Annotated in this window: 17 protein-coding genes; 8 read left to right on the top strand and 9 right to left on the bottom strand. The window is 54.8% G+C overall.

All coding sequences use genetic code 11. The features are described 5' to 3' along the window. Positions 1-113: 113 nt before the first annotated feature. Positions 114-443, top strand: coding sequence for a ComEA family DNA-binding protein (locus BT114_RS11335; RefSeq protein WP_084662188.1), 330 nt, complete (start codon positions 114-116; stop codon positions 441-443). Positions 444-506: 63 nt separating this feature from the next. Here BT114_RS11335 and BT114_RS11330 read toward each other — a convergent pair whose 3' ends face one another. Then, complete coding sequence (locus BT114_RS11330) at positions 507-1,268, bottom strand: SDR family oxidoreductase (RefSeq protein WP_072326597.1); 762 nt, start codon at positions 1,266-1,268, stop codon at positions 507-509. A gap of 223 nt (positions 1,269-1,491) precedes the next feature. Between BT114_RS11330 and BT114_RS14965 the strand changes: the two genes are divergently transcribed. The 5 genes from BT114_RS14965 (at position 1,492) to BT114_RS11305 (ending at position 6,911) form a co-directional block, all read left to right on the top strand. After that, a complete protein-coding gene (locus BT114_RS14965; RefSeq protein ID WP_072326595.1) occupies positions 1,492-1,953 on the top strand; it encodes an FxsA family protein in 462 nt (153 codons plus the stop codon). Positions 1,954-2,128: 175 nt separating this feature from the next. Then, positions 2,129-2,416, top strand: coding sequence for a co-chaperone GroES (locus BT114_RS11320; RefSeq protein ID WP_072326593.1), 288 nt, complete (start codon positions 2,129-2,131; stop codon positions 2,414-2,416). Positions 2,417-2,483: 67 nt separating this feature from the next. Beyond that, positions 2,484-4,124, top strand: coding sequence for a chaperonin GroEL (groL, locus tag BT114_RS11315; RefSeq protein ID WP_072326592.1), 1,641 nt, complete (start codon positions 2,484-2,486; stop codon positions 4,122-4,124). Positions 4,125-4,317: 193 nt separating this feature from the next. Continuing rightward, positions 4,318-4,914: a LemA family protein gene (locus BT114_RS11310; RefSeq protein ID WP_072326590.1), complete on the top strand. Its 597-nt coding sequence runs from the start codon at positions 4,318-4,320 to the stop codon at positions 4,912-4,914. Between the two features lie 89 nt (positions 4,915-5,003). Continuing rightward, positions 5,004-6,911, top strand: coding sequence for a M48 family metallopeptidase (locus BT114_RS11305; protein ID WP_072326588.1), 1,908 nt, complete (start codon positions 5,004-5,006; stop codon positions 6,909-6,911). A gap of 17 nt (positions 6,912-6,928) precedes the next feature. Here BT114_RS11305 and BT114_RS11300 read toward each other — a convergent pair whose 3' ends face one another. The 4 genes from BT114_RS11300 to BT114_RS11285 form a co-directional block, all read right to left on the bottom strand. Further along, positions 6,929-7,561, bottom strand: coding sequence for a TetR/AcrR family transcriptional regulator (locus BT114_RS11300; protein ID WP_072326586.1), 633 nt, complete (start codon positions 7,559-7,561; stop codon positions 6,929-6,931). 137 nt (positions 7,562-7,698) lie between these two features. Continuing rightward, on the bottom strand, positions 7,699-8,448 hold the full coding sequence (locus BT114_RS11295) for a TSUP family transporter (protein WP_072326584.1): 750 nt from the start codon (positions 8,446-8,448) through the stop codon (positions 7,699-7,701). Positions 8,449-8,543: 95 nt separating this feature from the next. Continuing rightward, positions 8,544-9,122 carry a YceI family protein gene (locus BT114_RS11290; RefSeq protein ID WP_072326582.1) on the bottom strand — a complete coding sequence of 193 codons (579 nt, stop codon included), beginning with the start codon at positions 9,120-9,122 and terminating at the stop codon, positions 8,544-8,546. Beyond that, on the bottom strand, positions 9,122-9,691 hold the full coding sequence (locus BT114_RS11285) for a cytochrome b (protein WP_072326580.1): 570 nt from the start codon (positions 9,689-9,691) through the stop codon (positions 9,122-9,124). The genes BT114_RS11290 and BT114_RS11285 overlap by 1 nt, the downstream gene beginning before the upstream one ends. Positions 9,692-9,923: 232 nt before the next feature. On the opposite strand from BT114_RS11285, the gene BT114_RS11280 reads away from it, so the two are divergent. Then, on the top strand, positions 9,924-10,850 hold the full coding sequence (locus tag BT114_RS11280; RefSeq protein ID WP_072326578.1) for a LysR family transcriptional regulator: 927 nt from the start codon (positions 9,924-9,926) through the stop codon (positions 10,848-10,850). On the opposite strand, the gene BT114_RS11275 is transcribed toward BT114_RS11280, so the two are convergent. Beyond that, entirely contained in the window at positions 10,835-11,581 is a 747-nt protein-coding gene (locus BT114_RS11275; RefSeq protein ID WP_072326576.1) for a DODA-type extradiol aromatic ring-opening family dioxygenase, read from the bottom strand. The genes BT114_RS11280 and BT114_RS11275 overlap by 16 nt on opposite strands. Positions 11,582-11,783: 202 nt before the next feature. Between BT114_RS11275 and BT114_RS11270 the strand changes: the two genes are divergently transcribed. Next, the gene (locus BT114_RS11270; RefSeq protein WP_072326574.1) at positions 11,784-13,352 is read left to right on the top strand and encodes an ABC-F family ATP-binding cassette domain-containing protein; all 1,569 of its coding nucleotides are present in this window, start codon (positions 11,784-11,786) and stop codon (positions 13,350-13,352) included. On the opposite strand, the gene map is transcribed toward BT114_RS11270, so the two are convergent. The 3 genes from map to BT114_RS11255 all read right to left on the bottom strand — a co-directional run bounded on the left by map (position 13,292) and on the right by BT114_RS11255 (position 14,880). Further along, entirely contained in the window at positions 13,292-14,116 is an 825-nt protein-coding gene (gene map, locus BT114_RS11265) for a type I methionyl aminopeptidase (protein ID WP_072326572.1), read from the bottom strand. The genes BT114_RS11270 and map overlap by 61 nt on opposite strands. Then, entirely contained in the window at positions 14,091-14,315 is a 225-nt protein-coding gene (locus BT114_RS11260; RefSeq protein ID WP_072326570.1) for a ParD-like family protein, read from the bottom strand. The genes map and BT114_RS11260 overlap by 26 nt, the downstream gene beginning before the upstream one ends. A 91-nt stretch (positions 14,316-14,406) precedes the next feature. After that, positions 14,407-14,880: an Lrp/AsnC family transcriptional regulator gene (locus BT114_RS11255; protein WP_072326569.1), complete on the bottom strand. Its 474-nt coding sequence runs from the start codon at positions 14,878-14,880 to the stop codon at positions 14,407-14,409. Positions 14,881-14,968 lie beyond the last annotated feature (88 nt).

Below are 14,968 nucleotides of genomic sequence, written 5' to 3'. Positions count from 1 at the left end.
TCAAAGGATGGAACCCTGATTCACCGGCATGCCACACCAGCCAGTGTTGACATCAAATAATCGACTCACCTGCCTGCAGGCAGGGTTCATTCATTGCTGCGAGGAACAAGGAAATGCAAGGAATACGCTTCAACAAACTGTCGATCCTGCTCTGCACACTGCTACTGACCTTTATCGCCACCAGTCAGTTGCATGCCAACGGACTCAGAGATGCCGCCCAGAACCGGATCAGCATTGCCCAGCAATCGGCAGAACGGATCAATGTCAATACCGCCAGTGCCGAGCAACTGGCTGCGCTGCCGGGTATTGGCCCATCACGTGCCGAAGCCATCATTGCCCTGCGCAATGAAAAAGGTAGCTTCACCAACACCAATGAACTGCAGCAGATTCGCGGGATTGGTGCCGCCACCGCAGCCCGTCTGGAACCGCTGATCAGCTTCTGAAGCTGATACCCACCCAACAAAAAGCCCGCTCAAAAGGCGGGCTTTTTGTTTAATGCACGCAGATCAGATGCGCAGCGCACCATCACACTCAACCACACGACCAGAGAAATAATCGTTTTCAACGATATAACGCACAGTGTGGGCAATTTCTTCCGGCAGACCCAGACGCTTCAGCGGAATACCGGCACAGATTTTGGCCAGCACTTCTTCCGGCATGGCAGAAACCATGTCAGTGGCAATAAAGCCGGGAGCAATGGCACCGGTACGAATGCCATAACGGGACAACTCTTTACCCCAGGCCACAGTCATGGCAACCACACCAGCCTTGGCTGCTGCGTAGTTGGTCTGACCCATGTTACCGGCGCGGGAAATGGAGGAAATATTGATGATCACACCCTTGCTGCCCAGCTTGATCATCTGTGCTGCGGCTTCACGACCACACAGGAACACGCCGGTCAGGTTGACATCCATTACCTGCTGCCACTGAGCCATGGTCATCTTGCCGGTGATTTCACCATCTTTTGCCTTGACCAGCAGGCCATCACGGGTGATACCTGCGTTGTTGACCAACACATCCAGCGCACCAAAATCTTTAACAATCTGCTCAAAGGTGCCAACAACTGCATCTTCATCAGCCACGTTGGCCAGGTAATAGTGGCCACTGCCACCGGCTTCCTTGACCAGCTCAACGGTTTCTTTCAGTTTTTCTTCATTCAGGTCGACCAGTGCCAGACGCGCACCCTGGGCAGCCAGTTCCAGTGCCATGGCACGACCCAGACCCTGACCACCACCGGTAATGACAATCACTGCATTCTTCACTTGCATAGTTCACCTCGAATTTAATCCATACAACGAAAAACTACTCACTTATACTTGTTATCCACGATTCAATATAACGCATCATCTCGCAGTTGCGAAACAGGCACTGAAAAACTCAGAAAAAAAAATTGACCTCCCAGTCATTAAAAGCAAAATCCACCCTCAACCCTTGAAGTTGAGTCAGGATGACACCATATCTTTCGGATACCCACGCCAAAGGTCTCACCTTATGCCCTATCTTTTTGCTCTTTTGCTCTGGCCTTTGGCCGAAATCTGGCTATTGATCAAGGTTGGCCAGCAGGCCGGTGCACTCAACACCCTGCTATTGATCATAGCCACCGCAGCACTGGGTCTGCTACTGGTGCAACTGGAATGGCAGCGCCTGATGCTGTTACTGCGTGAAAAGCTGCATCAGGGTGAAGAACCCGTTGGTGTATTGCTGGAAACCGCTGCGGTAGGGCTGGCCGGTGTGCTGCTGTTCATTCCCGGCTTCATTTCCGACTGGTTTGGTTTACTGCTGCTGTTGCCACTGACACGAAAATGGTTAACCGCACCCTTGAAAAAAATGCGTGGCAACACCACTTATCACTACCGGAGCGATCACTACTCCAGCCAGCAGCAAGACACCCCTTCAGAAGCGGGCAAGGTGCTGGAGGGTGAGTATCAAAGAAAAGATGATCAGCGCCCTTGAAAAGCAAAATCCTGTCCCCATATCCGGGTGCAGATGTTCTGAATGATTCGTCATGACGGATCACAGGGTTTCTGCCGATGCCTGCTGTTACAGGGGTCGGCAATCCGGGCAACCGGGAATAAACAAAAAACGGGCATCAGCCCAGTACTGTTGATAAACCAGGAGACATTCAGCAATGAAAATCCGTCCTTTGCACGATCGCGTTGTCGTTCGTCGTATGGAAGAAGAAACCACCACCCCCGGCGGCATCGTTCTGCCTGGCAGTGCCAAGGAAAAGCCCCAGCAGGGTGAAGTTGTTGCCATCGGTGAAGGTCGTTTTGTTGATGGTCAGTTGCGTCCCCTGTCCGTAAAAGCCGGTGACAAGGTTATTTTCGGCAGCTACGCAGGCAGCACTGTGAAGATCGACGGCGAAGAGCTGCTGATCCTCAACGAAAGCGAAATCTTCGGTGTACTGGAAGGCTAAGCGCCACCAGCATCCTTTTGAATTGCATTCCTTCTGAAACAACAGACTAAGAGAACAGGAAACGAACATGGCAGCTAAAGACGTACGTTTCGGTGATGACGCTCGCAAGCGCATGGTCGCCGGTGTCAACATTCTGGCCGACGCAGTAAAAACCACCCTGGGCCCGAAAGGCCGTAACGTGGTACTGGAAAAATCCTTTGGCGCACCCACTGTGACCAAAGACGGTGTATCCGTTGCCAAAGAAATCGAACTGAAAGACAAGTTCGAAAACATGGGTGCCCAGATGGTCAAGGAAGTGGCCTCCAAGACCTCCGACGTGGCCGGTGATGGCACCACCACTGCCACCGTTCTGGCTCAGGCCATTGTCAACGATGGCTTCAAGGGCGTTACCGCCGGCATGAACCCGATGGATCTGAAGCGCGGTATCGACAAGGCCGTAATTGCAGCCGTTGAAGAAATCAAGAAGCTGGCCAAGCCCTGCACCGACACCAAATCCATTGCTCAGGTTGGCACCATCTCCGCCAACGGTGACACCCGCATCGGCGAAATCATTGCCGAAGCCATGGAAAAAGTCGGTAAAGAAGGTGTCATCACTGTTGATGAAGGCCGTGGTTTTGAAGACGAGCTGGAAGTGGTTGAGGGTATGCAGTTTGATCGCGGCTACATCTCTCCCTACTTCGTCAACAACCAGGACAACATGTCTGCCGAACTGGAAGACCCCTACATCCTGCTGGTTGACAAGAAAATCTCCAACATCCGTGAACTGCTGCCGGTACTGGAAGCTTCCGCCAAGAGCGGCAAACCACTGCTGATCATCGCCGAAGACATCGAAGGCGAAGCGCTGGCCACCCTGGTGGTCAACAACATGCGCGGCATTGTTAAAGTGGCTGCTGCCAAGGCACCAGGTTTTGGTGATCGCCGCAAAGCCATGCTGCAGGATATTGCCATCCTGACCAGCGGCACCGTGATCTCCGAAGAAGTGGGCCTGAATCTGGAACAGGCCACTGTAGAACACCTGGGTACTGCCAAGCGTGCCGTGCTGACCAAAGAATCCACCACCATCATTGATGGCGCTGGCAGCCAGGCTGACATTGAAGCCCGCGTCAAGCAGATCCGTGCGCAGATGGAAGAAACCTCTTCCGACTACGACCGGGAGAAGCTGCAAGAGCGTCTGGCCAAGCTGGCAGGCGGTGTTGCCGTGATCCGCGTGGGTGCTGCCACCGAAGTGGAAATGAAAGAGAAAAAAGCCCGTGTGGAAGATGCCCTGCACTCCACCCGCGCGGCCGTTGAAGAAGGTGTTGTTCCTGGCGGCGGTACCGCGCTGATCCGCGTACTGTCCACCATCAAGGACATCAAGGGTGACAACGAAGACCAGAACCACGGTATTGCCATCGCCCTGCGCGCCATGGAAGCACCGCTGCGTCAAATCGTCACCAACGCTGGTGAAGAAGCCTCCGTGATTGTTGCCAAAATCAAGGAAGGCAGCGGCAACTTCGGTTACAACGCCCAGACTGGCGTGTACGGTGACCTGGTGGAAATGGGTGTCCTTGACCCAGCCAAGGTTACCCGTACTGCCCTGCAGTCTGCTGCCTCTGTTGGCGGCCTGATGATCACCACCGAGTGCATGGTGGCTGAACATCCGGAAGACAAGCCAGCTGGCGGCATGGGTGATATGGGCGGCATGGGTGGAATGGGCGGCATGATGTAAGGCACTGCCTGACATCTTCTGCTGACACCTGCTGACACCTGCTGTCACCTCAAAGCCCCGGCAACTGCCGGGGCTTTTTTGTTTAACGCCTGTAGTGGTCAACTAATCCCGGTCAGGTCTTCATTCCCTTCATTGCTTCCGTTACTCTTGCTAATCCACTGACCCTGATCCACTCAACCAAGGAAGCCCACTGATGGATACCAACCTGATTCTGCTGCTGGTGGTACTGGCTGCGCTGGTGCTCTTGTGCATCACCATTTACAACAAGCTGGTGGCATTAAAAAACCGCTTCAAAAATGCCTTTGCCCAGATTGAAGTGCAACTGAAACGCCGTTATGACCTGATTCCCAATCTGGTGGAAACCGCCAAAGCCTACATGGCGCACGAACGTGAAACCCTGGAAGCGGTGATTGCGGCGCGTAATCAGGCCAGCGCAGGTTTACGTGCTGCGGCGGCTGATCCTGGCAATGTGCAGGCTCTGGGCCAGTTGGCCGGTGCTGAAAGTGCATTAGGCGGTGCGCTGGGGCGTTTTAATATGCTGATGGAAGCCTACCCGGATCTGAAAGCCTCACAGAACATGCAGCAGCTTTCAGAAGAACTGACCAGCACCGAAAACCGGGTCGCCTTTGCCCGTCAGGCCTTCAATGATGCCGTGATGCAATACAACACCTACCGCCAGAGTTTCCCGGCAGTGATGCTGGCGGGTGCCTTTGGCCACAGTACCGATGCCTCGCTGCTGCAGTTTGAAGACTCGGCTCAGATCCAGTCTGCGCCCAAAGTCTCTTTCTGAGCGGCTGAATCCTGTTCATTTAACGCATTGCTCAGTACACCAAACATCGCTCAACTCACGCTGTTCAACACTCTGAGGGACCGTCCGCCATGAACTTTTTTGAACACCAGGATAAGGCCAGGCGCACCACCCTGTGGCTGGTGCTGTTGTTTGGTGTTGCTGTACTGCTGTTGATCAGTCTGACCTCTGCCTTGTTGTTGCTGGTGTTTAATGGCGGTGAATTGCCCGGTATCACCAGGCCCTTTTATGCCGGTGACTGGAAACTGGTGATCAACGTCAGTATGACGGTGTTGCTGATAGTGGTGTTTGGCAGTCTGTTCCGTCATCTGCAACTGTCCGGTGGCGGCAAGGTGGTGGCAGAAGCACTGGGAGGCCGTCAGATCCTGCCTGACACTCAGGACACTGAAGAACGGCAGCTGCTGAATCTGGTGGAAGAAATGGCGATTGCCTCCGGCATGCCGGTGCCGCCGGTGTACCTGATCCAGGACCCGGCCATCAATGCCTTTGCTGCCGGTTATACCCTGCAGGATGCAGTGGTAGGCATCACCAGCGGTGCCTTGCAACAGTTGAATCGTGAGGAACTGCAGGGCGTGATTGCCCATGAGTTCTCCCACATCCACAACGGTGACATGCGCCTCAACATCCGACTGGTGGCGCTGTTGAATGGCATCCTGATCATTGCCCTGGGTGGCCGACTGCTGCTGCACAGCGCCAGTCGCCGCAGCTTTCGCACTTCACGGGACAACCGCGGAGCCGGTGTGGTGATTGGTGTCGGGCTGGCGCTGATGCTGCTCGGTTACATCGGACTCTTGTTCGGCAAACTGATCAAGGCTGCGGTGAGTCGGCAACGGGAGTTTCTGGCCGATGCATCAGCCGTGCAATTCACCCGCAACCCCGAAGGCATTGCCGGTGCACTGCGCAAAATTGCCGGTTACCCGGATCAATCTCGCCTGCAAAGTGGTCAGGCTGAAGAATTCAGCCACCTGTTTTTCAGCAATGCCGTCAGCCGCTCTTTTTCAGGCTTGCTGGCCACCCACCCGCCACTGGATGAACGCATTGCCCGGCTGCAACCTCATCTGCGTCGCTGGAAGGCTCCATCCCAGAGCTCCGGCACAACAGCCACTGCATCAACGACTGCAGGCATCAGCGGTTTTGCTGCCGGACAAACAGGCGTAAGCGGCGAAACACTGCAACAGGCCGTGGATCAGTGGCAGGAACCCGATCAACAACAACTGGATACAGCCCGGCGTTTGCTGGCTGAGATACCGGAAGTGCTCAAAGAGGCCGCCCACGAACCCTGGAGTGCACGTGCAGTGATTTATGGGCTGCTGCTGAGTGATCAGCTGGCCATCCGGGAGCAACAACTGCAAGCCCTGGCCGAGCAGGCTGCACCGGATACCTATGCTGAATTACTGAAGTTACTGCCAGACTTTACTGAGCTGCCAACATCCAGTCATCTGCCGTTAGCTGAGATTTGTGTACCGGCACTGAAACAGATGACAGCAGAACAAGCCCGGGTATTTAACACCTGCATGCTGCTGCTGATTCGTGCTGACCAGCAGGTCAGCCTGAAGGAATGGTGCCTGGCGCGCCTGCTGCAATACCATCTGCGCCCACAGGCCAATCGCAAACGCCAGAATCGCAACCTGCATGAATCCGCTGAAGCCCTGAACCGCCTGTTAAGCATGATGGCGTATGCCGGGCAGTCTGACGAACATGAGGCAGAAGCAGCCTTTGCCGCTGCGTGCCGGGAACTGCAACGCACAGACCTGCAATTGCTGCCAGAACAACAACTCAGTTACCGTTTGCTGGATGAGGCCCTGACAGAACTGCTGCAGATCAAACCCCTGCAGAAACCTCGCCTGCTGAAAGCCATGGCCCGCTGCATCGAAGCGGATGGCCGGATCAGTCAGCAGCAGGCCGACCTGTTTCGGTTGCTGGGTGCGACACTGGATTGCCCACTGCCACCGTTGCAGGTTACCAATCCGAAAGGTTAAGAAGCCTTTTACATGGATCAAGCCTTGTGGGCTGGCGGCTCCAGTCCACAACCCCGAAGAATGATGCCGCTGAGTGTATCTGCAATCGCCTGCACATCTTCCGGCTCGTATTCAGCCCGGTTCATCACCGTCAGAACCTGAGCTTCAAAATCGGCATAGTGCTGGGTAGTGGACCAGATCATGAAAATCAGGTGCACTGGATCCACTGCCCGCATTCGTCCCTGAGTGATCCAGGTTTCAATCACCGCAGCACGCTCACGCACCCACTGACGCAACTCCTTGCGCAGGTAATCCTTGTGATGCGGGGCACCCTGAATGATTTCCATCGCAAAAATACGCGAGGCACGCGGATTATCAATGCTTTGCTGTACCTTGCGGCGAATCAGGGCATCCAGCACTGCTGCCGGATCATCTTCCGCGGTGGCTTTTTCAAACACATCGTTCCAGGCACTGATGATTTTGTTCAGCACCGCCTTGTAGAGGTTTTCCTTGCTGGCAAAGTAATACACTATGTTGGCTTTCGGCAAACCAGCACGATCAGCAATGTTCTGAATGGCTGTGCCCTTGTAACCATGCAGCCCAAATTCCTCTTCGGCAGCACTCAGAATCAGCTGCAGGTTGTCTTCACGGATTTTCTGTCTCTTTGCCACGCCCGCCAAACCCTTTCAAGTTCTATGGAAAAAAGCGAGTGTAAACAAAAGCGCTCAACGAAACCACCACCCAAAAGGCGTACAAGACGTTCAAACGTGTGTATAAATGTCGATATCTGGCAACAAAAATGCACGACTCAAGTCAGGAAGTATCGCGCCAGCATCACCAGGCATACAGTGACCAACAGGGGGCGGATCAACCGGCTACCGCCCCTGATCACCGCATGAGTCCCCAGCCAGGCACCCGCTGCCTGCCCGATCAGCATCACTGCTCCGACCTTCCACAGCATGTGACCACCTGCTGCAAACACCACAACTGCCGCCAGGTTGGTGGCAAAGTTCAGCAGCTTGGCGCGTACTGTGGCCTTGATCAGATCCAGCCCGCGCAGGGCCACTCCTGCTGTTGCAAAAAAGGAGCCGGTGCCGGGCCCGAACATGCCGTCATAAAAACCGATGGAAGGCACTACCAGCATCTGGAAGGTTTTTTCTTTCAGGCGTGGGCAGGTTTCCACATCACCGGCCTTGGGAGCCAGCAGGTAATAAACCGCAATACCCGCCAGCACCAGCGGAATCACAAAATCCAGCGCAGCAGGATTCACCAACTGCACTGATGCTGCACCCAGAGCCGAGCCAATCAGAGCCGCCAGAAACAGCCCGCGCATTTCACTCCACACCAGCAAACGGCGACGCAACAGGGTCAGGGATGCTGTCATGACCCCAAACACACTCTGCAGTTTGTTGGTGGCCAGGGCTTCCAACGGAGCCACACCGGCCAGCAGCAAAGCGGGAATGGTGATTAATCCGCCGCCACCGGCCAGGGTATCAATGAATCCAGCCACAAAAGCAGCCAGAAACAATAACAACAGGACTTCATTGGCCAATTCCAAAATGGCTGTCTCTCTGGTCAGAAAAAGCGCATCAGATTACAACAAAAAAGGCGCCCCACAAAGGAGGCGCCAGCGATCAACAACAATACAGCGAATTACTTGCGAATGCCTTCAACCACCAGATCCAGATAAACCGTTTCGGCAGCCGGTCCCAGATTGAAGTTGGCACCAAAGTCAGGCAGGTTTAATGCTGTAGTGCCCGTGAAACCGGCACGGTAGCCACCCCAGGGGTCCTGACCTTCACCGACTTTCTGTACCGGAATGACAATCGGACGGGTTTGTCCCATCAGCGTCAGGTTGCCCTTCAGGTTGGCCTTGCCATCACCCAGGTCTTCATAAGCGGTGCTGACAAAACGGGCTTCGGCATAACGGCGCACATCCAGAAAATCATTGCTGCGCACATGGCGATCCCGCTCGGCATGGTTGGAGTCAATGGAAGCCATTTTGATGGTCACTTCCACCTTGCTGGCTGCCGGATTTTTTTCGTCATAACTGAAAGTGCCGGTGAACTCGTTAAAACGGCCGACCACATAACTGACACCCAGGTGATCAATTTTAAAATTGATCGAGGCATGAGCACCTTCGGTATCAATCACATAATCAGCAGCCATCACAGGCGTGGCAGCAAAGGCAGTGGCAAGGGCCAGCCCGGCAAATGCAGATTTCAATTTCATCAGTCTTTCTCCGTAGTCATGCCCAGCATGCGCCTGAGCGTTGCGTTTTGGTCAATAAAATGATGTTTCAGCGCGGCCAGAGCATGCACTCCAGCCAGTACCACCAGGCCAGTGGCTGCATAAAAATGCACCGTTCCGGCCAGTTCTTCCTGACGATTGGCCAGCGCCGGAATGGCCGGCACACTGAACCAGTCAAACACCTGAATACTGCGACCATCAGCAGTCGACAGCATATAACCGGAAAACAGCACCAGCCCCAGCAGCAAGTACAACAGCAGATGCCCGGCTTTTGCAGACAACCGCTCCCAGGTGGAATGCACCAGCAAAACCGGTGATGGATTCAGCAGTTTCCAGACCAGGCGAATCACCAGCAGCATGGCCAGCAGGATGCCAAGGCTGCGGTGAATATCCGGGTAAAGGCGGTAGCCGGGATCGTAATAACTCAAGGAGACAATATAGAGCCCAAGCGGATAAAGCCCGATCACGGCCAGAGCCACCACCCAGTGCAGCAGAATGCTGACCCAGCCATAAGCGCTGGGAGTGTTCCCTGCATGGCGAATGAACTTCATTACTTCCAACCTCTTATGCAACAACTCTGGAAACATCTGATTATCTATTGCGCTAGCTGATGCTGCGTTGAAATTGCTCTCAAAATGCTCATTTACTCCGTGTAAACTCCGCTTTTTCGGTCAATTTCGCCTTGCCTGACCTGCGCTCATGACGTTGATCAGAGGTTCCCTTGATGGATGCATTCTGAGCGGTCAGAATAAATCCGTCTAATGCATAATGAAGATAGCTGCTATGCGCGAAATGAATTTAAGAACCCTGGATCTGAATCTGTTGCCGGTGCTGCAGGCATTGCTGCAGGAACGCCACGTTTCCCATGCTGCAGAACAGCTCAACATGAGTCAGCCAGCCGTCAGCAGGGCTTTGGCACGCTTGCGAGAAGCCTTGCAGGATCCGCTGCTGGTCAGAACCAGCCGAGGTTATGATCTCAGTAGCCGCGCCAGACAGCTGCAACCCCAGCTCAATGCATTATTGCAGCAAGCTGAACAATTGATTCAGCAACCGGGGTTTGATCCTGCCACCGACACCAGCCTGATTCGATTAACCGGACTGGACCTGGAGCTGGCCATCTACTTCCCGCCACTGGTGCAACGCCTGCGGCAACTGGCACCCGGCCTGCGACTGGAAACCGTGCGTCAGGAGCTGGACACCTTTGACATGCTGGATCGGGATGAAGTGCAGTTCAGTTTCAGCGGCCTGCATCCGGCCACTGCAGAAAGCAACCTGCATCGCATGGTGATTGATGAAATGCCGATGCGCTGCATCATGGCTGCTGATCACCCACTGGCCGGGCGACCACTGACGGTAGAGGCTTATGCCGCTGCTGCACATGGCATGGTTTCCATCACCGGCAAGGGACCCGGCAGCATGGATCTGGCATTGGCTGAACTGGGTTTACAGCGTCAGGTGATGCTGCGTTTATCCAGCTTCATGTCGGTGGCCGACTTCTGTGAGCACACCGACCTGATCTTCACCCTGCCCCTGCGACTGGCCGAACGCATCGGTCACAACCGGGCGCTGATCATCCAACCCCTGCCTGCCGCACTGGAACAGCCACCGGTGACGTTTTACCTTTACTGGCACAGCCGCCACCACCGTGACCCCCGCATGATCTGGATACGGGAACAACTGCTGGCAGCCCTGCATCAAAAAAATCCATAAACATCCATGGCCAGCACACCATGACTGTAAGAGCGGTACAGCTTCTGCGGCTGATTTCCAGCCCCCAGAGCGACCAGCAGTGGCTGAAAGTGCTCCGGTGTCGGGTGATTTTCATGGGCAAAAGGAGCCTGGTTTTGCCAGTCCAACAGGGTGAGTGGCTGATCCGACAACAGGTTTTTTTCAACCCAGTCAGCAAAAGCCATCACCCAGTCCGCCGCTTCACCATGTGCGGCCCGCCATTGAATGGCCCGCAGGTTATGAGTCAGGCTACCGGAACCGATCACCAGCACCCCATCTTCTCGCAAGGGTGCCAGCTGCTGACCCAGTTGATGCAGTTGTTCTGCACTCCAGCTCGAAGGCAAAGACAAGGACACCACCGGGATATCGGCCTGTGGATACATCAACATCAATGGCACCCAGGCCCCGTGATCCAGACCTCGCTTCACCTGGCGTGCCTGTGTCAACGCGGCCACCCGTTCTGCCAGTGCCGGATCCCCGGCAGCCGGGTAACTGCAGGCAAACAAGGCCGGTGGAAAGCCATAAAAATCATGAATGGTTTCCGGCTTCGGGCTATTACTGATCTGCAGTTCATCCGTCTCCCAGTGCGCCGAAATCACCAGCAGTGCACGGGGTTGATATTGCTGCCCCAGCTCTCGCAGAAAATCCTGATCCGGGCCTTTTTCCAGCGCCATCATGGGGGAACCGTGAGAAATGAAAAGAGCAGGCAGCATAAGAAACCCCTTACTGAAAACATCTGAACAACCCTTGCGCCTGGCCACAAAAAACAGAAAACTTGCGCCAGTTGATGCATTAAAGCTAAGCTGATTCCCGTCAATCCTGCAAATGTATTTCCTTAAGGACGGTCCGCACCCATGAAGCACTGAACCCCACTTTGATTGTTTTCCACTTTCAAAACTGCGGAGTTCGGTTTTCATGCCTTTACTTGATGTGCGTTCCATCACCTTTTCCTTTGATCAGGGCACCCCCCTGTTCCACAACCTCTCCTTTCGGTTGGAGCCTCATCGCACCGGGCTGGTGGGTCACAACGGCTGTGGCAAGTCCACTTTGCTGGCACTGCTCATCGGCCAGCTGCAACCCGATACCGGGCAGATCCTGCAACAGGGCAGTCTGGCCTGGCTTTCACAACTGCCGGATCTACAGGGCTCAGTGGCCACTTTGCTGGGCATTGAAGCACCCTTGAAAGCGCTGCTGCGACTGCAACAGGGGCAGGGCAGCGCCGAAGATCTGGAGCTGCTTGCTGATCGCTGGTTGCTGGCGGAGGAGCTGAATCAATTACTGACGTCCCTTGGCCTGCCTGCCGATCCACAACTGCCGCTGGCGCAACTCAGTGGTGGCCAGCAAACCCGACTGGCCTTGCAGTGGCTGTTCAGTCATCCGGTTGATCTGTTGCTGCTGGATGAACCCTCCAATCATCTGGATGCTGAAGGACGCCAGTGGTTGATCGAACAGATTCAGCAGTATCGAGGCGGCCTGCTGCTGGTCAGCCATGATCAGCAACTGCTGGAGCAGATGGATGAAATTCTGGAGCTGGACACCACCGGCATCCACCGTTATGGCGGCAACTACAGCTTCTGGCAACAGCAACGCAGGCTGGAGCAGCAAGCTTTGCAACGCAGACTGGACAACACCGAGCAACGCTTGCAGGAAGTACAAAACCAGGCACAGCAGAGTCGTGAACGCGCTGCACGCCGTGCCCGCACCGGCAAACAACAGCGTACTTCCGGCAGCCAGGGCAAACTGCTGCTGGACATGAAAAAGAACCGTGCCGAACAACATTCCGGCCAGCAATCCCGTCTGCGTGACCAGCAACAGCAACAACTGCAGCAACAGCAACAACTGCTGCGCCAGCAACAGGCCAGACTGGATGAACAGAAACTCCACCTGCCAACCCGGTTAAGTGGCAAGGGGCGATTGCTGGATGTGATTGACGTGCAATTGCCCAGAGGCCAGCAGACACCCCTGACGTTCAGTCTCGATCAAGGGCATAAAATGCAGCTGTGCGGCAACAACGGCAGCGGCAAATCCACCCTGCTGCAAGTGCTGCTCGGCAGCCTGCCCGCCATCCACGGTGAAGTCCACCTGCACACTCGCCCTTGTTACCTGGATCAGCATTTTTCCCTGCTGAATCCCGGAACCAGTGCACTGCAGAACCTGCAGCAGGCAGCACCCGGTCTGCCGGAAAGTGATGCCCGTACCCTGCTGGCCAACATGGGGCTGCGGCGTGAGCGAGCAGCCTTGCCGGTGGCACAACTGAGTGGCGGTGAGCGGATGAAACTGGCACTGTTGATGGCCACCCGTCAGCCAGACACCGGGCTGCTACTGCTGGATGAACCCGACAACCATCTGGATCTGAACAGCAAGGCACAACTGGCAGCACTGATCAGCAACTGGCCCGGTGCCCTATTGCTGGTCAGCCATGATCAGGCTTTTGTCAGTGCCTGTGACATCAGTGAACGACTGGAACTGCTGGCCAGCAGATGAGTTTCTTCAGGTCTGAGCGTCAGCACCTCCACCCCACTTTCCGTAACCGCAAGGGTGTGCTCCCACTGGGCGGACAACTGACCGTCACGGGTCACCACCGTCCAGTCGTCACTCAAAGTTCTGACCTTGTGGCTGCCCTGATTCAGCATCGGCTCAATGGTGAAAGTCATGCCCGGCTCCAGAACCACACCGGTACCGGGAATACCAAAATGCAGCACCTGCGGGGCTTCATGCATTTCCCGCCCGATGCCATGACCACAGTATTCCCGCACCACCGAATAACCTGCAGCCTGCGCATACTGCTGTATGGCATGCCCCACATCACCCAGCCTTGCACCGGGACGCACCATACGAATCCCGGTCCACAGGGCTTCATAGGTGGTTTTCACCAATCGCCGCGCCTGAGGCGACACCTCACCCACCAGATACATCTTGCTGGAATCGGCAATAAAACCATTTTTCTCCAGCGTGATATCCAGATTGATGATCTGCCCGGATTTCAGACGCCGGTGATCCGGCATGCCGTGGCAGACCTCCTCATTGATCGAGGCATTCAGCACATAAGGGTAGTCATACTGTCCCTTGCTGGCTGGCCGGGCCTTTAATACTTCAACAATGTAAGCCTCCACCCGATCATTCAGCGCCATGCTGGTCACGCCCGGCTGCACCCAGTCATTCAGCTGCATGAATACATCCGCCAGCAAGCGCCCGGATTCACGCATCAGTTCCAGTTCCGCCTCAGACTTGAGCTTGATCGAGTTCATCCACCCACTCCTTCAATGAACCCGATTCCGCTTTTAACAGGCGAATTTTCAACTGGTTGTAATTCAGATCCGGATACAGCTCAGCCAGCATACCCAGCCGCATCCAGAACTCTGCCTGAGCATTCACCGAACGCGCCATGGCCTGACTGGCCAGTCGCAGATCCTCATGCAAGCGATCCGAAATTTTCACAATACCCATGACAACCCCACAAAATATACGAAACATATATAAATCGTATATTCATTCAAAGAGGCAGTCAAATTCCACACGTTCAGACAGCAGGGTGTAATCAGCCCAGGTGCTTGAGTGACACTTCGGTGTTATCCACCACCTTGCGCATCACAAAGCTGGAGTGCACACCGGTGACACCGGGGATCTGTGTGATGGTGTTAAGCAAAAACTCCTGGTAATACTCCATGTCCGGCACGATCACCTTAACGGTGTAGTCAGCACTCTGCCCGGTGACCAGATAACACTCCACCACCTCCGGGCAGTTGCTGACAATCCGGTCAAATTCGGCAAAACGATCCGGTGTGTGACGATCCAGTGCAATCTGAATGAAGGCCGTGAGTTTTAACCCCAGTTTTGATTGGTTCAGTCGTGCCACATAACGGCTGATGAAACCTTCATCCTGCAATTGTTTCACCCGCCGCGAGCAGGGTGATGCCGATAAACCCACCTGCTCTGCCAGGTCCTGATTGCTGATGCTGCTATCCTTTTGCAAGGCATCCAGAATACGTCGGTCGGTACGATCCAGTTTCATGCTAAGCCCTCCTGAAAGCGCAATAAAAGCCATAAAAGCAATTTAACACCAATGAGCAACCATTTTACGCGATAAACATGCAAAAAAA

It is taken from the genome of Marinospirillum alkaliphilum DSM 21637 (assembly GCF_900119735.1).
Classification (GTDB): Bacteria; Pseudomonadota; Gammaproteobacteria; order Pseudomonadales; family Halomonadaceae; genus Marinospirillum; species Marinospirillum alkaliphilum.
The sequence above is the reverse complement of the archived record's forward strand: the minus strand, read 5'-3'. Positions and strand labels throughout refer to the sequence as shown.